This window comes from Allgaiera indica (genome assembly GCF_900106675.1).
Lineage (GTDB): Bacteria > Pseudomonadota > Alphaproteobacteria > Rhodobacterales > Rhodobacteraceae > Acidimangrovimonas > Acidimangrovimonas indica.
On the sequence record NZ_FNOB01000001.1, the window covers coordinates 253863 to 274608 of the forward strand.

Below are 20746 nucleotides of genomic sequence, written 5' to 3' on the forward strand. Positions count from 1 at the left end.
TCCTGCCCTAGTTCAGCACGCCCGCGGCCTTCAGCGCGGCGGCCTTTTTGGCGTCATACCACCACAGGTCCAACTCGCCCAGCGCATAGCGCGGCAGGGTCTTGGGATGGTCGAAGATATCGTAATAAGCGACATTGTAATTCGGATTGTACCATTGCGGGATCCAGAAGCGGATCGCCCGCAGCGCGCGGTCCAGCGCATGGACGGCGGTGTCCAGCTGATCTTGGGACTTGGCCTCGGTCACGTCGTCGATCAATTGGTCGATACCCTTGTTCTTCAGCCCCATCAGGTTGAAGATCGAACTGTCCGCGCTTTGCGACCCGAAGTACTGCCGCAGCGATGCGCCCGGGGTATAGCCCATCGAGAATTGCGCGGTGACGATGTCGAAATCATAGGTGCGCTCGCGGTCGGCCATCTGGGCGTTGTCGATCCGCGTCAGCCGCGCCTCCACGCCCAGGCGGCGCAGGTTCTCGACATAGGGCACCAGGATGCGGTCGAAGCTGGGGCTGTCGTTCAGGATCTCGATCCGCAGCGGCACGCCCTTGGCGTTCTGGCGCATCCCGTTCTTGCCGACCTTCCAGCCGGCCTCGTCCAGCAGCACCGAGGCCTTGCGCAGATTGCGCCGGTCAAGCTGGCGCGGCCCCGAGGTAGGCGCCATCACCGCATCCTCGGTCAGCACGCCCGTGGGCAGGTATTTCGCCACCGGATCCAGCAGCTTCAGCTCGGCCGGGCTGGGCTTGCCCTTGGCCTGAAGGTCCGAATTCTGCCAGAAGGAATTGATCCGGTGGTAAAGCCCGTAGAACAGCGTCTTGTTCGACCAGTCGAAATTGAACATCAGCGCCAACGCCTCGCGCACGCGGATGTCGTCGAACTTTGGCCGCCGCAGGTTGAAGACAAAGCTCTGCCCCGAGGCGATGTTGCCGTTGGGCAGGCTGACCTTCTTCACATAGCCCTTCTCGACCGCCGGAAAGTTGTAACCGGTGGCCCAAAGCTTCGACAACGCCTCGTTGCGGAAGGTGTAGGAGCCGCCTTTGAAGCCCTCGAACGCCGCATTGTAATCGGCGTAATATTCGATCCGGATCTTGTCGAAATTCCAGCGCCCGACGTTCAGCGGGTTGTTCCAGCCCCAGTATTTCGGATTGCGCTTGTACACCAGTTCCTGCCCGGTCTTCATCGTGTCCAGCACATAGGGCCCGGTGCCCACGAAAGGTTTGAGGCCGCTCTTGTCCAGGCTGCGGTGATCGCGCACGAACTCGGCCTTCTCGAAGATCGGCAGGCTGCCCACCGTCTGTGGAAGATCGCGGGTGGGGATGCCCTTCTTGAAGGTGAACTTGATCTTCAGCGGGCCCAGCACCTGGGCGCTTTCGACTTGCGACCCAAGCACCGCGCGGAAGCTGGGCAGCCCATGGCGCAGGAACTCCTCGTAGGAGAATTTCACATCCTCGGCGGTCAGCTTGGTGCCGTCCGAGAATGTCACGTCGGGGCGCAGCGTGAAGATCACCCAGGCGCGATTCTTGGGATATTCGATCGTTTCGCACAGCAGGCAATAGGCGGCGCCGACCTCGTCATCGGTCTTGGTCATCAGCGATTCGTAGAAGATCGACGACAACGCCCCCGACCGGCCCATCACCGAATAGGGGTTCATGCTGTCGAAGCCGCCGAACGCCCATTCCGAAATCTCGCCGCCCTTTGGTGCGTCGGGGTTCACGTAATCCAGATGCTTGAAGCCCTTGGCGTATTTCAATGGCCCGAAGGTCGAGATCCCGTAGGAGGTGATCACCTCCGCCGCCGCCTGATCCGCGGCGGGTGCGGCGGGCTGCGCGGATGGGGCCGACGCCGATGGGGTTGGCGCGGACTGGGCCACAGCGGCGCCGGCAAGCATCAGACCCGCCAACAGCCCGGCCGCCCCGAAAGCTGCACGCCGGTGGGGCCCGGGCCCGAAGGCGGCATTCTGGGTGGCGGCTGGGGTCGTTGTCATCCAATCCTCCGGTCGCGGGGCGGCGCCCGCCGACCGGGCGCACTTGTCAGACAGGCTATTGACCCCTGCCGAATGTGCAAGTTGCAAATCCGTAATCGCCCAGGGCGCAAAAGGCCGCCTCCGGGGCGGCCTTCACGGCAGAGCATCCCGGGCAGGTCGTCCCAGCCCTATTGCTTGAGCGACGCCAGATAGGCGATCACGTCGGCCCGGTCCTGCGCCTTGGGCAACCCGGCGAAGCCCATCTTGGTGCCTGGTGCGAATTTCTTCGGGCTATGCAGGAATTGCTGCAGGCGATCGGGTGTCCAGTCTCCGCCCAGCCCCTTCAGCGCGGCGTCATAGGAATAGCCCGCGACCGAGGCCACGGGTCGCCCGACCACCCCATCCAGATGCGGACCCACGGCATTGTTGCCGTCGACCTTGTGGCAGGCCTTGCACTTGCCGAAGATCTTCTCGCCCTTGGCGACATCGGCCTTGGCGAAAAGCTCCTCGAACGTGGGTCCGGCGGCCTTGCTGGCGGTCTGGGTCTCGCCGGTGTCGATCACATAGGCCTGATGGGATTCGCCGTCATCCCCACCCTGACCTTCCTCCAGATAGATCGCCCCCGCCGCCCAATCGATCAGCAGGAACACCAGAAGCGACCCGCAGAGCGCCCCAAAAATCTTCGTGAACGTCATGGTGTCAGACATTTTGTGTCCCGTTTTTCGAAGTTTGGAATATCTACGCCCTTCCAAACCGCGTTTTCAAGTTTTAGTTACCGCGACCAATGGCCCCGGTTCGGCTATGCCGGTGCAGCCATGCAGAATCAGACGAGGTGACCATGAACGGGCGGATTTCCTTCCAGGGCGAACCGGGGGCCTATTCCCACCAGGCCTGCCACGAGGCCCGGCCCGATCATGAGGCCGTTCCCTGCCGCACCTTCGAGGAGGCGGTCGAGATGTGCCGCTCGGGTCAGGTCGACCTGGCGATGCTACCGGTCGAGAACACCACCTACGGCCGGGTGGCGGATATCCATCGGCTGTTGCCCGAATCCGGCCTGCATATCGTGGACGAAGCCTTCGTGCGCGTGCATATCAACCTGCTCGGCACGCCCGGCGCCACGCTGGCGGGGGTGAAGCGCGCCCACAGCCATGTGGTGCTGCTTCCGCAATGCGCCAGCTTCCTGCGTGAACACGGCATCGAGGGCTGCATCAGCTCTGACAACGCCCGCGCCGCGCGCGAGGTGGCCGAGGGCGGCGACCCGGCCGAGGCCGCGCTGGCCTCGGAACTGGCGGCCGAGGTCTATGGCCTCGACATCCTGGCGCGCCATATCGAGGACCATGCCCACAATACCACCCGCTTCCTGATCATGTCGCGCCAGCCGGACCTGTCGCGGCGCGGCGAAAGCGGCATGATGACCACCTTCGTGTTCCGTGTCCGCAACATCCCCGCCGCCCTTTACAAGGCGATGGGAGGGTTCGCGACCAACGGCGTCAACATGACCAAGCTGGAAAGCTACATGGTCGACGGCTCGTTCACCGCGACACAGTTCTACGCCGATATCGAGGGCCACCCCGACGATCCGGGCGTCCGGCTTGCGCTGGAAGAGCTGACCTATTTCACCAGCGAGATGAAGCTTTTGGGCGTCTACCCGGCCGATCCCAAACGCCACGAGATGGCTGCCTAGCCGAGCGCCCGGACCGGTTCCGCCGCTTTCGCCCGCCAGGCTGGAAGCGCAAGGGCCGCGCGCGCCGGTCCGTCAGCCCCGTGCGACGCGCAAGGGGGGGGGGCATCGACCGCCAGCTTCCCGCATGGACGGCACGAGCGCCCCGTCTCGTCAGGCCCGGCCGTCCCGGTAGCGACGCTCGATCTCGCCCGCCTGGTTGCGCACCCGGTTGCTGAACCTTGCTCGCGTACGCGCCTTGGCCAGCTTCAGCGATTGCAGCACCACCCGCGCCGCCAGCGTCAGCGGCCGCACATCAAGCTTGACCAGAACCCGCGTCCGGCGCGGCGACACTTCGGTCAATTCGACCGTAAGAGCGCCCGACAGATTCTGCGATTCACCATCGAACACCAGCACTGTCGTCGGCTCGAACTGCTGCAAGGTGATCTCCAGGCGTCGGGGCTTGCCGCGCAGCATGAACAGGCAGCGCCAGGACATCCCCGCCCCGCGAGAGGTTCGCCGGTCAATGCGCTCTACCTCGACACCGCGCGACAGCGCCGCACGCTGGTGGCGGTCGAAATTCGTCAGTTGCTCGAACACGAAGCCGATCGGGGCTTCGATTTCCTCCCGCGTCGAGAATTGCATAGGCCGCCAATCCCTTTCCGTCCCGCTTCAATCTGCGGTCAATCAAGACGGTCCGCAAGCCAGTTGGACACGAGGAAGTGAGCAATCGACCCCTTCCGCGCCGGCGTGATGCGGGGATGCGACCCCGCCATGGCCGTCAGCATTTCCTCGCGCGGGACCCACAGCGCATCCTCGATCTCGTGCGGATCTATGGTGATCGCGTCCGACAATGCCTCGCCCCGGCAGCCGATCATCAGCGACGCCGGAAACGGCCAGGGCTGGCTTGCCAGATAATCGACGCGCCCGACCCGGATGCCGGTTTCCTCAGCCACCTCGCGGCGCACGGCGGCCTCGATCGGCTCGCCCGGTTCGACGAAACCGGCCAACAGCGAATACATCCTGTCGGGCCAGCCGTTCGAGCGGCCCATCAGCACCTTGTTGCCGCGGGTGATCAGCATGATCACCACCGGATCGGTGCGCGGGAAATGCGGCGCCCCGCAGGCCGGGCACTGCCGCTGCCAGCCCGCCTGTGACACCTCGCTTGCGGCGCCGCAGCGGGCACAGAAGCCATGGCTGTGGTGCCAGGCGAAAAGCGCGCGCGCCGTGGCGGCCAGTTCGGCATCGCGGGGGCTGAGCCGCGTCATCACGGCGCGCAGTTCGGCAAAGGCCTGATCGCCGGCCAAGGCCGGGTGGCGCTGTTCGCTTCGGTCGAGGAAGCCGTCCAGCGCCGCCGCCTCGAGATTCTCGGGCTGCCATGCGGACAGATCCAGCGCGAAGACCGGCGCCCCGCCATCGCACCCCAGAAAGATCCTCAAGGCCCCGTGCCCGGCCTCTTGCAAGGCCGGGTGATCGGTGGGCAGCCGTACCAGGCCTTCGGGTCCGATCAGCGGCTTGCCGCGCCAAAAGGCAAGCACTTGTGCCTCTGGCTGCGCCCAGATCCGCGCCTGCGCCATTTCGTCGCCCCGAAGATGCGCCGCCCGATCCATCGACGAGCCGCCAAACGTCACCTCTTCCGCGATCCGCATGCCCTGCCCTTTCAGTTTTCCCTTTCCTGCCATAGGTTGCAGGTAGGTGCAAAACCCCCGCCGACCGGCCAAGCCGGGGTGCGGCAAACTCCCTTTACGGTTGAATCGCGGTGCGCCAAGACCCGCAAAAATGCATTGAGCCGCATGTTGCGGTCTGGCAGGATCGCGCCTCGCACCTATATCACGTAATCGTGACAACCTTCCTGACGCTCTGCCAGCGGCGGATCATCAGGGCCATCGCGATGGCGACACACCATAGCAACGACCCGCCTTGTCATCCTTGCGGGAAATACCGCAGGAGCAGGCTTGATCGCGCTACATCCGTATTCCGCCCTTAGGGCCTGCCAACTGGCCCATCTGCGGATCATGGAGACGACGGATATTCACGTCCACGTCTACCCCTACGATTACTATGGCGACCGCCCATCCGACGCCGTGGGACTGGCACGCACGGCGACGCTGATCAACGGCATCCGGGCCGAGGCCACGAATGCCGTCCTGGTCGACAACGGCGATTTCCTGCAAGGCAATCCGCTGGGCGATTACATGGCCTACGAAAAGGGCATGAAGCTCGGTGACGTGCATCCGGTCATCGCGGCGATGAATACCCTGGGGGTCGAGGTCTCTACCCTGGGCAACCACGAATTCAACTATGGCCTGAGCTTTCTGGAAAAATCCCTGGCCGGCGCGAATTTTCCGGTGGTTTCGGCCAATGTGATCAAGACACCGGGCGCCACGCCGCGCAAGGATCAGACGCTGCTACCGCCCTATGTGATCCTCGATCGCGAAATCTGCGACGGAGCCGGCCAGCTGCATCCGATCAAGATCGGCTTTATCGGTGCGGTGGCGCCGCAGATCACGCAATGGGATCATCAGCACCTGCACGGCAACATCGTCACGCGCGATATCGTCTGGGCAATCGAGGCCTATGTGCCCGAAATGAAGGAGCGCGGCGCAGATCTGATCATCGCGCTGGCGCATTCCGGCATCGGCCGTCCCGACCATGTTGAAGGGGCCGAGAACGCTGCGATACCGGTCGGGCGGATAGCGGGCGTCGATGCGGTGATGACCGGGCATCAGCATCTGGTCTTTCCGTCCGCCAGCTTCGCCAACATGAAAGAGGTCGACGTCCGGGCTGGCACGATCGGCGGAACGCCCGCTGTCATGGGCGGGTGCTGGGGGTCGCATATGGGCTTGATCGACCTGCTTCTGGAACGTGATGGAAACTGCTGGAAGGTGATCTCGGCAGAATCCGAAGCCCGCCCAATCTACCTGCGCGGCCAGGACCATAAGGTGAGGGCAACCGTCGTGTCAGAGGCGCAGGTGCTCGACTCTGCCCGGGCCGATCACGAGGCGGCGCTGACCTACATACGTCGTCCGGTTGGCCGCACCACGGCGCCGCTGCACAGCTATTTCGCGCTGGTCGCCAACGATCCGTCCGTACAGATCGTGTCGATTGCGCAGCATTGGTACATGCACCAGATGCTGCGAGGCAGCCCCTACGCGGAGCTGCCGCTTTTGTCGGCGGCGGCCCCCTTCAAGGCGGGGGGGCGGGGCGGCCCCGGCTATTACAGCGATGTACCGGCGGGTGATCTGGCCATCCGCAACGTGGCCGATCTGTACCTTTATTCCAACACCGTGCGGGCGGTGAAGGTCACGGGGGCGTCACTCAAGAACTGGCTTGAACGCTCGGCGGGGGCCTTCAATCGGATCGTTCCGGGCCAGCCGGAACAGCTGCTGCTGAACCCGGATTTCCCCAACTACAATTTCGATGTGATTGACGGGGTTAGCTACTGCATAGATCTGTCCCAGCCATCCAGATACGATGTCGATGGCGTGCTGGCCGATCCCGATGCGAGCCGCATCGTGGACCTATCCTACCGTGGCACACCGATCGACCCGGCGCAGGAATTCGTAATCGCCACGAACAATTTCCGGGCGAACGGCGGTGGAAATTTTCCGGGCACCGGCGTCGAGACGATCATCTTCGAAGGACCCGATACCAACCGCGACGTCCTGCTGCGCCACATTATGGAAAAGCGTACGATCAGCCCCTGTGCCGCCGACACCTGGCGTTTCAGCCCGATGCCCGGAACATCCGTGCTGTTCGACACCGGCCCCAAAGCCCAGGCCTATGTGCAGGATCTGACGTCGCTGAACATCACCCCCTTCGGCACGGGCCCAGACGGTTTTGTCCGCTACAAGATCTCGCTGTGACAACGGGTTGCCGGATCCAAGACATCGGACACCTTGGACCCAATGGCGGTCGTGACAGGGGGTTGGTCACGCGCGCCGGCCAGGTTCGTTCCCAGGATGGCCCTTCGCAGGGCCTCTGCCGGCCGCGCCGCAACCGCCGCCAGGACCGGGTCCTCGCGAAACCGCCGATGCGCGATCAGGTCAACTGGTCATAGGCGGCGATGGCGATGCGGCGCAGGTCCTCGCGGCCGATTTCACCCACCAGCGCGTAGCCGAACGGCCCATCGGTCCACCAGAAGCCCTGATCCTGGCCCTTGCTGAAGAAACGAAAGGCGGTATCGCCCGTCTTGCCCCCGCGCGGCGCGACATAGAGCGTGACCCGACCCCCGGCATCGTTTTCATACATGAACAAAGCCGCCGTGCCGGTGTCGCCCGGCAGGATGCGGCCGCCCATCAAGCGGTAGCCGAGCTTGCCGAAGGCCGGCGCATGGATCTTGTGGCCAAGACGCTTCGAAATCCAGCCGGTCAGATGCGCCCCGTCGCTGGCCGGCACCTCGACCGGATGGACGACTTCGACGGCATAGGTGCGGTAGGCCTCGGTCGCGGCCTGGGCCAGGCTGCGGCCGGGCGGCGGCGCCCCCGGACCCCGGGCCAGCCAGCCGCCGCCGGCGCCCATCGCCAGCAGCACCAGCGCGGCCGCAGAGCGGGTCAGGGCACCACGCCACCCGCGCGCCCCCGGATGGGCGGGGTTGCGGGCGGCAGCGACCACCGCAGTCAGCCGCGCGGGCACCGGATCCTCGGCGACCGCGCCATAGGCCGCGGCCAGCGCGGCGTCCTGAGCCACCCAGTCGACCAGCCGCGCCTGCGCCGCCGGGTCCGCAGCCAGACGCGCGGCGATCTGCGCGCGCTCGGCCTCGGACAGCGCGCCCGCGTGATAGGCCAGCAGTTCTTCGTCGCTCAGCGGAATCATCGGCTCATGCCTTTCGAACTGGGCTCACGACCGGTCAGCGCGCGCAGGTTGGCCCTTGCCCGCGCCAGACGCGACATCAGCGTGCCCCTGGGTATGTCCAGCGCCGCGGCCGCGGCCTCGAAGCTGAGGCCTTCCAGCGCCACCAGAAGAAGCGCCTGGCGCTGCTCGTCGGGCAGGCGTTCCATCGCCGCGCGCACTTCCGCGACGGCGAGATGGCCGTCCTGCGGCGGCGGTGCGGAAGGTTCGGGGAAAAGCCCCTCGACCGGCACCAGATGGCCCGGACGCGGCGCCGCGCGGCGCAGATCGCGATGACGGTTGAGCAGGATGCGAAACAGCCAGGCCCGCACCGGGCCCTGGCCGCGCCAGGCATCGCGTCGCGCCACCGCGCGTTCCAGGCAGTCCTGGACAAGATCGTCGGCCGCGTCGCGGTCACGCACCAGCGCCCCGGCATAGCGGCGCAGGGCGGGGATCGCGGCCTCGATCTCGTCCAGGATGGTCATCTGTTCCGGGCTTTCGTTCAGGGCCGGGCGAGGTGCCAGACCCCCTTGACGCCGTCGCCGCTGACATCACCGGATTTCGTGTCCTTCACCCAAGTGTAGAGCGGCTTGCCCTTGTAGGTCCACTGCAGCGCGCCATCGTCGCGGGCGATGATGCCGAAGCGGCCCTCGGGCTTGTCGCCGGGCTTGGCAGTGAGCGGCGGCCATTTGGCGGCGCAATCGCCGTTGCAGGCCGAACGTGCCTGCTTGTCCTTGGCGAAGGTGTAAAGGCTCATGCTGTGGCTGTCGGTGAGGATCGTGCCCTTCGGGCTTTTGCCGTTCATCGCCGGCGCGGCGGACAGGGCGGCGGGAAGCGCGACTGCCAGCGCAAGCGGCAGGATCAATTGGCGGAAGGTCATGGCGGGGTCTCCTTGGTTGCCGTCGCGGGCCGGTTTGGTGCGGCCCGACATGAATGACGCGCGCGGCGCGAAAATAATCCCTGGGCTGCGGAAATTTTCTGCCGCGTCGGGTGGCGGACCCGCGGCATGGCCGGGCCGTCGCGGGCGCGGCGCTAGCCGCCTTGTTAGTCCTGGCCCCGGCTTAGACCGGCCCGCCAGCTGGCCAAAGACCCGCCCCCGGGGGGTATGCGCGGCTGATCCGGCGCTTGCGTCGCATGGCACAGCGCGTTCCGCCATCGACGCATCATCCTGGCCCGCATCCAGCACGGCCGCGCGCTGCTGCAAAGGCCCGGAGGCCCCATTCAGCCGACGCTCCAGACCTGGGCGGTATCGTAGCGCTTCACATAATCGACCCGCGCGCCGTTCCAGTGGTAGCAGAAATGCGCGCCCTGGACCGGGATCGACACGACATCAGGCCAGAAGGCACCGATGCAGCGGCCTTCGGGCAAGCGCACGCTGTTCCACAGCAGCCCATCGCTGCCGCCCGCGCGCAGGGCCGCGCCGACCTTCTGCGAGGGCGCGTAATCGGTGGGATTTCGCACATCGGGTATGTCGTTTACATCATGCAGATCGCGGTCGACCGAGCCGATCAGCACGCGGAAATCCGAGGTCCAGCCCGGCGGTTCCCTGGTCGCGGCCATGAACCTCTGATGGTGGTGGATGGTCTCGGCCAGCGCCACCTCTTCGCGATCGCCGGCATAGTAAAGGCCGTAAGAGCCGTCGGTGAAGCGCCCCGGCCGGTCGGACGAACAATGCACGAAGGGCGCCATCACCAAGCTTGCGCCCGGGCCCGACACGCGCCGCGCCGGGGGCACCTTGCCGAGATCGCCGATCTCGTCACGCAGGCGGGGGTTGGTCTTGGCCTCGACGGCGGCCAGGGCCTCCCAGTCGCGGGGATCGGCGATGTCCTCGAACAGATCGACCGGCGGGTAGATGGAACGGATGATGCGCCAGGTCTTCGCCCAGGACACGCGGACAAGCGGCGCCTGTGGTGTCACCATGCGCCGCGCTCGGCATCCAGCCAATCGCGCATTCGCGCCAGATCCGCCAGCTCTCCGCGCAGCATATAGTCAAGCGCCGACTGCCCGCCGAAGGCGGCATTGGGTTTGCGCACCCAAGCATAGCCCCGGGCCGGATCCTTGAACAGATAGCGCAGCCCCTTGTGGATACCCATCAGGTGGGCCATGCGCATCTTCAGGTCGCGGTCCACGCGGCCGATCGTGCCATCCTTCCAGCGCGCCCAGGTCCGGGCGGACATGCCGCCCAGAAGCGTCCGCGCCTCGGCATCCGTCAGGCCCCAGGCCCGCAAGAGGTTCACCGTGGCACGCGCCAACGCGCCGCCCTCGGCATCGGTGATCGCGCCGATCTGGTCTCGGGAAGGGGTGGGCTCGATCGGGTGAAGCTGCATCAGCGCCTCCTGCATATGGCATTATATAGATCATTTCTGCCAATTGGCAATAATCACGCTGTCTTTTCCGCCCTCGGCGATCCCACGCGGCGGGCGATCCTGACCAGGCTTGCACGGGGAGAGGCCAGCGTGACCGAGTTGGCCGCGCCGCATGACATGGCGCTGCCGTCGCTGATGAAGCATCTGCGAAAGCTGGAGGCGGCGGGGCTGATCACCTCGGTCAAGGAGGGGCGCATCCGTTCCTGCGCATTGGCGCCCGAGCCGTTCGTGCCGGTTCAGGACTGGCTGAGCGCGCAGCGCAAGATGTGGGAAGACCGGCTCGACCGGCTTGACGACTACGTCCGCGACATCACCAGGAGACGCGACGATGGACCTGGATCCGAAGACTGACCTGAAACTGGAACGCAGCATCCACGCGCCGCGGGCCCTTATATGGGAATGCTGGACCCGGCCCGAACATATCCCCCAATTCTTCGTACCCCGGCCGCACCGGGTGACGGCCTGCGAGATCGACCTGCGGGTCGGGGACCGCTTCAACACGACCTTCGAAGTCGACGGCAAGCAGATACACAACCCCGGCGTCTATCTGGAGATCATCCCCGGGAAGAAGCTTGTCTTCACCGACGGCTATAGCAAGGACTGGAGGCCCAGCGAGACCCCGTTCATGACGGCGATCGTACTGCTTGAGGACGCAAGCCCCGGCGTCACAAGCTATACCGCGATCGTCCGGCTCCCCACCCCCGAGACACGCGAAACGCACGAAGACATGGGCTTTTTCGAAGGCTGGGGCACCATGGTCACCCAGCTTGAGGACTACGCCGCGGGGCTTGGCCGCTGGACCCGGCGCCAGGGCGGATTTCTGGCGCGCGGCGGGCCCCTCCCGACAAGAGGTCGCGGCGATCCGGCGCGCGCCATCGGGCGACGTGCCCCCTTCGGCGGGCGCGACCGGTCCGGGCCGGCTTGACGGGCTCCGCACGCCCCTTCTGCCGGGGTGGGGCGCGGGCGTCTAGGATGCCGGCGAGGCCACCAGCGGCACCGTGAACCAGAAGGTCGTGGCGGTGCCGGGATCGGAGGTGAAATCGATCTCTCCCCCCATTTCCTCGACGATCTGCCGCGAAATCGACAGGCCCAGGCCGGTCCCGCCCTTGGCGCGGGTCGCGGAGGAATCCGCCTGGCTGAAGGCGGTGAAGATCTTGGCGCGAAACGAATCCGGCACGCCCGGCCCGTGATCGGTCACCGACACGCATGCCATGGATCCCTGGCGCCGGGTCGCGATCTCGACCGAGCCACCGGACTCCGAGAATTTCACCGCGTTCGAAAGCAGGTTGGTCAGCACCTGCTGGAAACGGTTGGCATCGACCCGGCCGATCAGGTCCTCGTCCGGCGCAGCAAGGGTGAAGTCGACCTGCGCCTGCGCCGCCAGGGGGCGGGTGTTCGCAACCGCCTGATGAACCAGCGTCGGGATCGAGGCCTCGGCAAGATCGAAGGTCATCTTGCGGGAGGCAAGCTTCTCCATATCCAGGATGTCATTGACCAGCAGGATCAACCGCCTGCAATTCCGGCGGGCGATCGAAAGCATCGACTGCGCCTTCTCCGGCATCGTTCCGGCCGCCCCGTTTGCCACCAGATCGAGAGAACCGCTGATCGAGGTCAGGGGGGTGCGCAATTCGTGGCTGACGGTCGCGATGAACTCGTTCTTCATGCGCTCGGCGCGGCGCTGATCGGTGAGGTCATGCACCTGGATCACGAATGTCGCGGGCGCGCCTTCGTGGTTGCGAACCGCAGCAAGGCTGAGCTTGCCCCAGATCGCGCTGCCATTGGCGTGGAGCGCGCGCAGCTCGGTCTCGAAGCTTTCACGCCGGCCTTCCAGCACCGACGCGACCATGCCGCGTACGCGCCGTCGGTCGTCGGGATGCAGGAAATGGTGGAAAGGCTGGCTGTCGGCCATCGAGGCCTGGATGCCGACCATCCGGGTCAATGCGTCATTTACCTTCAGGAACCGCCCGTCCGGCGCGATGATCGCCATGCCGACTGGGGCGGCCTCGAACGCCGAACGGAACCGCTCTTCGCTTTGACGCAGCGCCTCGCGGTGTTGCTCTAGCTCGGTGACATCGGTCATGGCGCTGATCAGGCTCGCGGCGCGGCCTTCGGCGTCGCGGGCCCCGGCCACCGATTCCGACCTGATCCAGCGCCAATCCCCCTCTGCCCGGCGGAAACGGACCTCGCAGATCGAGCGTTCGGTCCGGCCTTCGATGCAGGCGCGGTCGCTGGCCTCCAGTTTGGCGCGGTCCTCGGGACGCAGATGGCGCATGAATTCAGCCCGCGGGTCGATCTGCGCGGCGGGGTCGAAGCCGCAGATCCGCATCCAGGTCGGAGAGGCGACCGCGGTATCCGTCGCGAGATCGAACTCCAGCACACCTATCTTGGCCCCTGTCAGGGCAAGATCCAGGCGATTGCGCGCCTCCAGCAAAGCTTGTTCGACCCGCCGCTTGTCGCTGACGTCGGTGATCAGGCAGGTGTGGCGCCGCAGCCCGTCGGCGGTATTCCAGGTGTTGATCTGGACATCGAGCACCAGCGCCATGCCGCCGGTCCTGGTGGCCCGCACCTCGGCGCGAAAATCAGCCGGCGACTGCTGCTGCCGGGTACTGTCGAAATGGTCTCGCACCGCGCCGCCAAGCAGGTCGGGCAACGGCCGGCCGGTAAGGATATCGCCGGGCGCGGCGAACAGCTTCTTGAAGGATTCGTTGGCAAACAGGATCGTGCCAGCCCCATCGAGCAAGGCGATATTGGCGTTCGGGGTCTGGATGATGGACCGGTTTTCCTCGATCCGGGCGGCAAGTTCGCGGGTGCGGGCCCTCACCTCCTGGCTGATGCGGTCTTCGCGGCGGCCAAGCGACAGCAAATAAATGGTCAGCATCGTCGTGAACGCGACCCCGGCGGCAAGGATCGAGGAAGGCCCGATCCGGTTCGCGGTGTTCTCGAACGCCGCCGTGCTGTGCGATGCCAGGGTCCAGGTCCGCCCGAAGGCCGAAATCCGGCTGACATCCCGGTAGATCGGCCGGCGGCCGTCGCCGGGCTCGGCATTGACCAGGCTGTCGGGACCGGTGGCGGCGCCGTCGTAGAGCGCGACGCGCAGGTCACGCGAACCGGCCGATGCGGCGCTGGACAAAAGCTTTGCATAGACGACCGGCGCGAACACCCAGCCAAGGAAGGTTCCACGCCGGTCGCGCGCCGCCCCCGGCCGCCCGCCGGCATCCGGCGCAGGGCGATAGACCGGGGCGAATAGCAACGCCTGGGACACGCCGGCACCCGCCTGCGCCGATGACGATGACGACGACGACGGCCCCGGACCGGAAAGCCGGATCTCGCCGCTGTCGCGTGCGGCCTCCGCCGCCGCGCGCCAGGCCGGGACCAAGGCGATGCCGGCGCGCGGCAGGCCGGGATAGGCCGCGCCGGACGCGAACTGCCGGATCGCGATTGTCGCGCCGCCGGGGTGTTTCGCGGCGGCGGCGGGGGCCGCATCCACCGTCGCCCCTGTCGTGCGATCGGCGCCCACGCCGCCGCCCGCCGGAACGGCGAACCCGATCCCGCCCAGGCCAGGCAATCTTTTGGACAGGTCGATCGCATGCAGGTAACCCTGCCATTGCGCCGCCGAGACCTGCCCCTGTGCCTTGAACAGCTGCGCCGCGCCGGCCAGGCCAAGCGCATAGGCGCTTAGCCGGCGTTCCACGACATGGCGCAGGTCGCGCACCCTGGTGTCGAACTGGTTTCGCTGGTCATGCACCATCAGCGCGGTCATCACCTGCCAGGCGGCAAGCGTGATGGCGAAGGACCCCAGCACATAGGCCAGCGACGCGCGCTGCAGGCGGGGCAGTGGATCGCCTTGCCATCGGATAGGGGAAGGCGCCTGGCCGGGCCAGAGCATGATGAGGGTGGTGACGGTCAGGATCGCGATCGAGTCGCCGACCCACCAGGCAAGCCAGTTCCCAATCAGGCCCGACAGGGTGATCTGACCAAAGAGCCCGAAGATGGCGATACCCGCCGAAGCGGTCATGATCCCAAGTGCAGGCCCCACCAACAGGAAACCGCGCAGCAGATGAGCCCGCCCCTGAATATTGATCGGTGTACCGAAGCAGCGCCGCAGGATGGCTTCGCCGGCCACCGCCTGAAGGGTCGTCAGCAGCGCGATGGCGATCGCACTGGCGATCGGGACGGCGTCGAGGCCGGCCCCGGAGGCGGCTGATACGATCAGCCGGGCCAGGATCGCGCCAAGAAGGACGATCGGCCATCGCCTGCGGCCGAACAGCAGCAGGATCGCAAGTGCGAGCGCCGCGCCGCGCGGCAGTGCCAGCGCATCGGCATAGGACGGCCTGAGAACCAGCCCCGAACATGACAGAACCACATAGATGACGAGCAGCATTCCCCAGTTGGCGGCGACGCGGGCGGGGGCGTCATACGAAGGTTCTGCGGTTGTGCTCATCCGTCTACCTGCCCTGCCTGCTTTTCTTTGTTTGTATCATATGTCCGGTAATTTGTGGGCAGCCCCTCTTTTGCAAGATTTTTCTGACGCACCAATGCGGCCGACCGGCCCGGCGCACCTCGAACAGCCACCGAGCGCGTGCTTGGGATGTCGGACGACGGCGTCACGCCCGCTTCTCCCGCGCACAGGCGACATGCCCGACCAAGCCACGACCCGCCCTTTTCGCGGCGCGCCAGGAAGCCATGCGGGAAATCCGCGGATATGATAGGCTGGACATGGCGTCGCGACCCATGGCCCTGCCGGCGGCACCGAATCGGGGCCGGGGCATCGGGGCGTGGGCCGGACAGGCACCGGAACGATCCGTTCCAAGCTGTCCACGACCAGCGGGGGGGGGCGTGAATGCGTCAGCACCAGGACACTACCGGCCCTTCGGCACGCAACGCCCCGCATCCGTTGCTCGCCGCATCCTGGCGGCGTTGCGAAGACCGGTATCACCTTGTCCCGGATGTCTTGCGTCCGATCCTGCGCTACCGGCAAAGCGAGATCCGCCTGCGGGCCGAACGTTTCGCCGACACGCTGGGCGACGGGGCTGGCCATCTCGGCGCGCTGGGAAATGCGGTCGCCGGCGGAGGCGGGGCGCTTCTGGTTTCCGATGTCGAACAGGTGCTGCTGCCGCTTTCGTCCGCCCCGCCCGCCGACGAGGCACTGGTGCAGCGCGGTATCGTGCCGGGCAGCTGCTGGGACGAACGTATCGCCGGAACCAACGGCATCCAGATGGCACTTGCGTCGCAGGGCCCATTCACGGTGCGCGGGGCAGAGCATTTCTTTGTCGGGCTAAGGCAGTTCATCTGTTGTTCGGTCCCGCTTCTCGATGGCGACAACAGGATCATCGGCACCCTTACATCGGCAGCAGTCGAGCAAAGCGCCGGCGCCGGGCAGCCGCTGGCCGCCGTGGTCATGCAGATCGCCGCGCGCCGCCTGCAAGCGGCGATGTTCCGGCGCCGCCATGCCGGGCGGATCATGCTCTCGCTCGCGCCGCTCGGCAGCCCGGAACTGGACGGCGCGGTCAACGCGCTTGTCGCACTTGATGAAACGGGCCGTATCCTTGCCGCGACGCGGCGGGCGGCGCGGATCGCCGGAAGCCAGCGCCCCGATGCGATGGTCGGTCAGGACATCGCGGCGCTGTTCGGCGTCGGGCTGGACCGGTTGCTGGACGCGCCGGGCTGGTTCGCGCGCAGCGAAGGCAACCATCCCTCCGCCATCGGCCTTCATGTGACATTGCCGATCGGGATCCATGCCGCGCCCGGTTTCGCGCCCCGCGCCACACCCGATGCCGGCGCAAGGATGCCACCCGTTCCATTGCTGCCCCGCCCCGGCTGGACCGAGGCCATGGCCGAGACCGAAGCGGCGTTCCGGCAAGGCCTGCCCGTTCTGCTGATCGGCGAGACAGGTACCGGCAAGAGCGTTTTCGCACAGACGCTTCATTCGCGTGCCCGCGCGCCGGTCGCGAAGTTGGTCACGATCGACTGCGCGCAGATCGAGCCAAGTGCCGAAGGCCGGCTGCGCATTCGCCTGGTCTTTGAACATGCCCTTCAGACCGCCCGCGAAACCGGCGCCGCGTCCACCGTGATCCTGGACCATCTGGAAGCGCTGGGCGCCGCGCCGCAGGGGTTCCTGGTCGAGATCCTGGCGATGCTCGAAGACCAGCCAGAGACCTTGCGCGGGGTCCCGGCCCCGAGGATCGTCGCCCTGTGCGGCCGCCCGCCCGAAGCGCTGATCGCTGCCGGTGTGCTGCGCGACGATCTGCTTTACCGGATGCAGGGCACGCGCGTGGTGCTGCCCGCCTTGCGCGAGGATGCCGTCGCGCTGGGGGAAACGCTGATCCGCCTGGCGCAGGATGCAGCGGGCTGGAACGTCCCGATCCGCGAGGACGCCCTGGCCGCCCTGATGGCCCATGCCTGGCCGGGCAACCTGCGCGAAGCCCGCCGCGTCATCGCCCTGGCCTGCAGCCGCGCGCATGGCGGGCCCATCCGCCTGGCGCATCTGCCGTCGTATCTTTCGGCCTGCGGCGCCTCCGCCGCGGCTTGTGCCCCACCGGAGGCCCGCATTCTTCATGCCCTGAACGCGGCGGGATGGAACGTCTCGGCCGCGGCGCGGCGCCTGGGCATCAGCCGCGCGACGCTGCACCGCAAGATCCGCCGCCTGGGGTTGGGACGCCCTGGCAGCCGACCCTCCTGACAGGACGCCACCGCGACACCTGTCGCAGCCGCCTGCGACACCGCCGCCCCCCCGACGACAGCGTTTGGCACCAACCGCCAAGCCCGCCGAAAGTGGTGAGGGGAACGCCGTCACGCAGGACCGCACGGGAGGAGGACACGATGACACCGTCCAAGGAACAACTGCACTGGATGTACGAGACGATGGTCACCAGCCGCCGTTTCGAAGAGACGATCGAGAAGATCTACCTGGAAGGAAAGCAGCCCGTCTTCAACATGGCCAGCGGCCCGATCCCGGGCGAAATGCACCTGTCGAACGGGCAAGAGCCGGTGGCCGTGGGCGTCTGCGCGCATCTTCACGACGAAGACATCGTCACGGCGACGCATCGCCCGCATCACGAAGCCATCGCCAAGGGTGTCGACCTCAAGCGCATGGCGGCCGAGATTTTCGGCCGCGCGACCGGCCTAAGCGGCGGGCGCGGCGGCCATATGCATCTGTTCGACGCGAAGGTGAACTTTGCTTGCGCCGGGATCATCGCCCAGGGCATGGGACCCGCCGTCGGCGCCGCGCTGTCGCGCAAGATGCAGGGCAAGCCCGGCGTGGCGGTGGCCTTCATCGGCGAAGGCGCGGCGAACCAGGGCGCCTTTCACGAGGCGATGAACCTGGCCGCGCTGTGGAAGCTGCCCTTTATCTGCGTGATCGAGGACAACAGCTGGGGCATTTCGGTCGCCAAGGCGGATTCGACCTCGGTGCCGCGCAACGATGTGCGCGCGTCGGCCTATGGCGTGCCCGGGGTCTATGTCGCGGACAACGATCCCTGGAAGATCTTCGAGGCCGCGGGCGACGCCGTGGCGCGGGCCCGCGCGGGCGACGGCCCCACCTTGATCGAGGTTGAGACCTTTCGCCTTGCCGGGCATTTCATGGGCGATGCCGAAGGCTACCGCCCCAAGGGCGAGAAAGAGGCGCTGTTCGCGCGCGACCCGATCCCCGCGATGCGCAAACGCCTTCTAGCAGACGGCACTGCCGACGAGGCGCAGCTGAAGGATCTGGAAGCGCGCGCCGAGACCCGCGTGACCGAGGCGATCGACTTCGCCCGCTCCAGCCCCGCCCCGGCGCCGAAGGATGCGCTGACGGAAATCTTCGCGTGAGGACCGGTCAGGAGGACATGACATGACCCAGAGCAACGAACGCAAACTGACCATCGCCCGCGCCATGGCCGAGGCCATCGCCCAGGAAATGCGCGCCGATCCGGGCGTCTTCGTGATGGGCGAAGACATTGCCGCGCTTGGCGGCGTCTTCGGCAACACCCGTGGCCTGGTCGATGAATTCGGCCGCGACCGCATCCGCGACACGCCGATTTCCGAAACCGGCTTCATCGGGGCGGCGGTGGGGGCCGCGCAGGACGGGATGCGCCCGGTGGTCGAACTGATGTTCGCCGATTTCTTCGGCGTCTGCTTCGACGCGATCTACAACCTGATGGCCAAGAACACCTTCTTTTCGGGCGGCAATTTCAAGGTGCCCATGGTGGTGATGACATCGACCGGGGGCGGCTATTCCGACGCCGGCCAGCATTCGCAATGCCTTTACGGCACCTTCGCGCATCTGCCGGGCATGAAGGTGGTCATGCCGTCGAATTCCTACGACGCGAAGGGGATGATGACCGCCGCCATCCGCGACGACAGCCCCGTCGTCTACATGTTCCACAAGTCGCTTCAGGGCATGGGATGGCTGGGCACCGAACAGGGCGCCTCGGTCCATACCCCGGAAGAGGATTACATCGTCGATTTCGGCAAGGCCAAGGTCGTGCGCGAGGGCCGCGATGTCACGATCGTCAGCCTGGCGATGGGGGTGCATCACGCGCTGAAGGCGGCGGCGGAACTGGAAAAGGCCGGCGTCAGCGCCGAGGTGGTGGATCTGCGCTCGCTGGTCCCGCTGGACCGCGACACGATCCGCGCCTCGGTGGCCAAGACCGGTCGCCTGATCGTGGTGGACGAGGATTATCACAGCTTCGGCGTTTCCGGCGAGGTGATCGCCTCGGTCGTCGAGCATGACATCTCGGTCCTCAAGGCGGCGCCGCAGAGGGTGACCTCGCCCGACGCGCCAATCCCCTATGCGCGCGAGATGGAGGCATTCTTCCTGCCCAGCCCCGCCAAGATCGTCGATGCCTGGGGCCGGATGAGGGCGGCCTGACGCCCCGCCGGGGGCCGCATGATTGTCCCCCGGCATACCTATAAGCCAAGCCATTCAAAGGAAGGACGCAATGACCGCCATCACGATCCCGACCGACCTGTGGGAAGGCGATGACGAGACCGTCATCACCGCGTGGTTTGCCAGCGAGGGCGCGACCGTGTCGGAAGGCGCGCTGATCGCCGAGATCATGACAGCCAAGACCCAGTATGAGATCCACGCCCCGGCGGGCGGCAGGTTGCATATCTTGCACGATGTCGACGCGGTCGTGGCCAAGGGCGCGGTCATCGGCGAGGTGACGTGACCGGACCCGACGCCGCGACCGGATCGCACCGTTTCGCGACCGCATCCGAGGGGATCGCGGCTGAGCATGCGCTGTTGCAGGCGGCGCGCGACGGGCAGCACGGCGCCTTGGTCTGGGGCGCTGAACGGCCCGGCCTGGTGGTGCCGCGCGCGATGTCGCGACGGCCGGGCTTTGCGGCGGCGGCAAGGGCCAGCGCGGCCCGGGGCTGGCCGGTTCATCTGCGCGCGACCGGCGGCGGGATGGCGCCGCAGGGGCCGGGCATCGTCAACCTTTCGCGCGCGGGCCCGGCACTTGGGCGATCGGCCGAGGCCATCTATCAAGACCTGTGCAATACGGTCGGCGCGGCGCTGGCGACGCTGGGCATCACGACCGAAACCGGCCCCCTGCCCGGCAGCTTCTGCGACGGCCGGTGGAACCTGCTTGCGGAGGGCCGCAAGATCGCCGGCACGGCGCAGCATTGGCAACCCCGTGCGGACCCGCATTCCGGCTGGGCGGTTCTGGCACATGCCGTCATTCTGGACGAGGCGATGCCAGAGGCCTGCCTGGCCGCCATCGACGGGTTGAGCGCGGATTTGAACCTGCCGCCGACCCTGGGTCCGCGCGCGCATACCACCGTTGCGGCCCAGCGCGCAGCGGATAGTGGCGCGACGCTGTGCGAGGTGCTGGGCGGGATCGGGGCGCTCGCAGCCCTGGGCCAGCCTTTGCCGGTGGCGCGGTGAGACAGGCCGTTGGGGGCTGCCCGCCCGCGCGATCAGCCCCTCATGTTCGCGCCCGAACGCCGGCT

At 66.8% G+C, this 20746-nt stretch carries 19 protein-coding genes; 9 read left to right on the forward strand and 10 right to left on the reverse strand.

Annotated features, from left to right (window positions below; translation table 11 throughout):
• Positions 1-7 precede the first annotated feature (7 nt).
• Entirely contained in the window at positions 8-1882 is a 1875-nt protein-coding gene (locus BLV97_RS01195; protein ID WP_373296438.1) for an extracellular solute-binding protein, read from the reverse strand.
• Positions 1883-2145: 263 nt separating this feature from the next.
• Complete coding sequence (locus BLV97_RS01200; RefSeq protein ID WP_035844025.1) at positions 2146-2664, reverse strand: c-type cytochrome; 519 nt, start codon at positions 2662-2664, stop codon at positions 2146-2148.
• A 131-nt stretch (positions 2665-2795) separates the two neighbouring features.
• Here BLV97_RS01200 and BLV97_RS01205 point away from each other — a divergent pair, with 131 nt between their 5' ends.
• On the forward strand, positions 2796-3641 hold the full coding sequence (locus BLV97_RS01205) for a prephenate dehydratase (protein WP_035844024.1): 846 nt from the start codon (positions 2796-2798) through the stop codon (positions 3639-3641).
• Between the two features lie 150 nt (positions 3642-3791).
• Here BLV97_RS01205 and BLV97_RS01210 read toward each other — a convergent pair whose 3' ends face one another.
• Positions 3792-4262, reverse strand: a complete 471-nt coding sequence (locus BLV97_RS01210) for an SRPBCC family protein (protein WP_035844023.1) — start codon at positions 4260-4262, stop codon at positions 3792-3794.
• Positions 4263-4300: 38 nt separating this feature from the next.
• Positions 4301-5266, reverse strand: a complete 966-nt coding sequence (gene nudC / locus BLV97_RS01215) for an NAD(+) diphosphatase (RefSeq protein WP_035844022.1) — start codon at positions 5264-5266, stop codon at positions 4301-4303.
• 255 nt (positions 5267-5521) lie between these two features.
• On the opposite strand from nudC, the gene BLV97_RS01220 reads away from it, so the two are divergent.
• The gene (locus BLV97_RS01220; protein ID WP_035844021.1) at positions 5522-7483 is read left to right on the forward strand and encodes a bifunctional 2',3'-cyclic-nucleotide 2'-phosphodiesterase/3'-nucleotidase; all 1962 of its coding nucleotides are present in this window, start codon (positions 5522-5524) and stop codon (positions 7481-7483) included.
• A 175-nt stretch (positions 7484-7658) separates the two neighbouring features.
• Here the strand turns inward: BLV97_RS01220 and BLV97_RS01225 are convergent, their stop codons facing one another.
• The 5 genes from BLV97_RS01225 to BLV97_RS01245 all read right to left on the reverse strand — a co-directional run bounded on the left by BLV97_RS01225 (position 7659) and on the right by BLV97_RS01245 (position 10774).
• Entirely contained in the window at positions 7659-8432 is a 774-nt protein-coding gene (locus tag BLV97_RS01225) for an anti-sigma factor family protein (RefSeq protein ID WP_035844020.1), read from the reverse strand.
• A complete protein-coding gene (locus BLV97_RS01230; RefSeq protein WP_092163908.1) occupies positions 8429-8932 on the reverse strand; it encodes a sigma-70 family RNA polymerase sigma factor in 504 nt (167 codons plus the stop codon). Before BLV97_RS01230 ends, BLV97_RS01225 begins: the two co-directional genes overlap by 4 nt.
• Before the next feature lie 17 nt (positions 8933-8949).
• Positions 8950-9327: a COG4315 family predicted lipoprotein gene (locus BLV97_RS01235; protein WP_035844019.1), complete on the reverse strand. Its 378-nt coding sequence runs from the start codon at positions 9325-9327 to the stop codon at positions 8950-8952.
• Positions 9328-9668: 341 nt separating this feature from the next.
• Entirely contained in the window at positions 9669-10367 is a 699-nt protein-coding gene (locus tag BLV97_RS01240) for an RES family NAD+ phosphorylase (protein ID WP_035844018.1), read from the reverse strand.
• The gene (locus tag BLV97_RS01245; RefSeq protein WP_035844048.1) at positions 10361-10774 is read right to left on the reverse strand and encodes an MbcA/ParS/Xre antitoxin family protein; all 414 of its coding nucleotides are present in this window, start codon (positions 10772-10774) and stop codon (positions 10361-10363) included. Before BLV97_RS01245 ends, BLV97_RS01240 begins: the two co-directional genes overlap by 7 nt.
• Positions 10775-10789: 15 nt before the next feature.
• Between BLV97_RS01245 and BLV97_RS01250 the strand changes: the two genes are divergently transcribed.
• Positions 10790-11164 (forward strand): ArsR/SmtB family transcription factor, encoded by a 375-nt coding sequence (locus BLV97_RS01250; RefSeq protein WP_035844017.1) that lies wholly within the window; start codon positions 10790-10792, stop codon positions 11162-11164.
• Positions 11142-11738 (forward strand): SRPBCC family protein, encoded by a 597-nt coding sequence (locus tag BLV97_RS01255; RefSeq protein ID WP_081825108.1) that lies wholly within the window; start codon positions 11142-11144, stop codon positions 11736-11738. The genes BLV97_RS01250 and BLV97_RS01255 overlap by 23 nt, the downstream gene beginning before the upstream one ends.
• A 42-nt stretch (positions 11739-11780) precedes the next feature.
• Here the strand turns inward: BLV97_RS01255 and BLV97_RS01260 are convergent, their stop codons facing one another.
• The gene (locus tag BLV97_RS01260; RefSeq protein ID WP_051646148.1) at positions 11781-15254 is read right to left on the reverse strand and encodes a PAS domain S-box protein; all 3474 of its coding nucleotides are present in this window, start codon (positions 15252-15254) and stop codon (positions 11781-11783) included.
• 399 nt (positions 15255-15653) lie between these two features.
• Between BLV97_RS01260 and BLV97_RS01265 the strand changes: the two genes are divergently transcribed.
• The 5 genes from BLV97_RS01265 (at position 15654) to BLV97_RS01285 (ending at position 20681) form a co-directional block, all read left to right on the forward strand.
• Positions 15654-17492, forward strand: coding sequence for a sigma-54-dependent Fis family transcriptional regulator (locus BLV97_RS01265; RefSeq protein WP_081825107.1), 1839 nt, complete (start codon positions 15654-15656; stop codon positions 17490-17492).
• 140 nt (positions 17493-17632) lie between these two features.
• Positions 17633-18619, forward strand: a complete 987-nt coding sequence (locus tag BLV97_RS01270; protein ID WP_035844015.1) for a thiamine pyrophosphate-dependent dehydrogenase E1 component subunit alpha — start codon at positions 17633-17635, stop codon at positions 18617-18619.
• 22 nt (positions 18620-18641) lie between these two features.
• Positions 18642-19661 carry an alpha-ketoacid dehydrogenase subunit beta gene (locus BLV97_RS01275; protein WP_035844014.1) on the forward strand — a complete coding sequence of 340 codons (1020 nt, stop codon included), beginning with the start codon at positions 18642-18644 and terminating at the stop codon, positions 19659-19661.
• A gap of 70 nt (positions 19662-19731) precedes the next feature.
• The gene (locus BLV97_RS01280) at positions 19732-19962 is read left to right on the forward strand and encodes a biotin/lipoyl-containing protein (RefSeq protein WP_035844013.1); all 231 of its coding nucleotides are present in this window, start codon (positions 19732-19734) and stop codon (positions 19960-19962) included.
• The gene (locus tag BLV97_RS01285; protein WP_051646147.1) at positions 19959-20681 is read left to right on the forward strand and encodes a lipoyl protein ligase domain-containing protein; all 723 of its coding nucleotides are present in this window, start codon (positions 19959-19961) and stop codon (positions 20679-20681) included. The genes BLV97_RS01280 and BLV97_RS01285 overlap by 4 nt, the downstream gene beginning before the upstream one ends.
• Positions 20682-20746: the final 65 nt, after the last annotated feature.

Excerpts from the sequence above, each read along its gene's own strand:
- BLV97_RS01195 (WP_373296438.1), bottom strand. The coding sequence starts at position 1,882 with ATGCTTGCCGGCGCCGCTGTGGCCCAGTCCGCGCCAACCCCATCGGCG.
- BLV97_RS01200 (WP_035844025.1), bottom strand. The coding sequence starts at position 2,664 with ATGTCTGACACCATGACGTTCACGAAGATTTTTGGGGCGCTCTGCGGG.
- BLV97_RS01205 (WP_035844024.1), top strand. The coding sequence starts at position 2,796 with ATGAACGGGCGGATTTCCTTCCAGGGCGAACCGGGGGCCTATTCCCAC.
- BLV97_RS01210 (WP_035844023.1), bottom strand. The coding sequence starts at position 4,262 with ATGCAATTCTCGACGCGGGAGGAAATCGAAGCCCCGATCGGCTTCGTG.
- nudC (WP_035844022.1), bottom strand. The coding sequence starts at position 5,266 with ATGCGGATCGCGGAAGAGGTGACGTTTGGCGGCTCGTCGATGGATCGG.
- BLV97_RS01225 (WP_035844020.1), bottom strand. The coding sequence starts at position 8,432 with ATGATTCCGCTGAGCGACGAAGAACTGCTGGCCTATCACGCGGGCGCG.
- BLV97_RS01230 (WP_092163908.1), bottom strand. The coding sequence starts at position 8,932 with ATGACCATCCTGGACGAGATCGAGGCCGCGATCCCCGCCCTGCGCCGC.
- BLV97_RS01235 (WP_035844019.1), bottom strand. The coding sequence starts at position 9,327 with ATGACCTTCCGCCAATTGATCCTGCCGCTTGCGCTGGCAGTCGCGCTT.
- BLV97_RS01240 (WP_035844018.1), bottom strand. The coding sequence starts at position 10,367 with ATGGTGACACCACAGGCGCCGCTTGTCCGCGTGTCCTGGGCGAAGACC.
- BLV97_RS01245 (WP_035844048.1), bottom strand. The coding sequence starts at position 10,774 with ATGCAGCTTCACCCGATCGAGCCCACCCCTTCCCGAGACCAGATCGGC.
- BLV97_RS01250 (WP_035844017.1), top strand. The coding sequence starts at position 10,790 with ATGGCATTATATAGATCATTTCTGCCAATTGGCAATAATCACGCTGTC.
- BLV97_RS01255 (WP_081825108.1), top strand. The coding sequence starts at position 11,142 with ATGGACCTGGATCCGAAGACTGACCTGAAACTGGAACGCAGCATCCAC.
- BLV97_RS01260 (WP_051646148.1), bottom strand. The coding sequence starts at position 15,254 with ATGAGCACAACCGCAGAACCTTCGTATGACGCCCCCGCCCGCGTCGCC.
- BLV97_RS01265 (WP_081825107.1), top strand. The coding sequence starts at position 15,654 with ATGCGTCAGCACCAGGACACTACCGGCCCTTCGGCACGCAACGCCCCG.
- BLV97_RS01270 (WP_035844015.1), top strand. The coding sequence starts at position 17,633 with ATGACACCGTCCAAGGAACAACTGCACTGGATGTACGAGACGATGGTC.
- BLV97_RS01275 (WP_035844014.1), top strand. The coding sequence starts at position 18,642 with ATGACCCAGAGCAACGAACGCAAACTGACCATCGCCCGCGCCATGGCC.
- BLV97_RS01280 (WP_035844013.1), top strand. The coding sequence starts at position 19,732 with ATGACCGCCATCACGATCCCGACCGACCTGTGGGAAGGCGATGACGAG.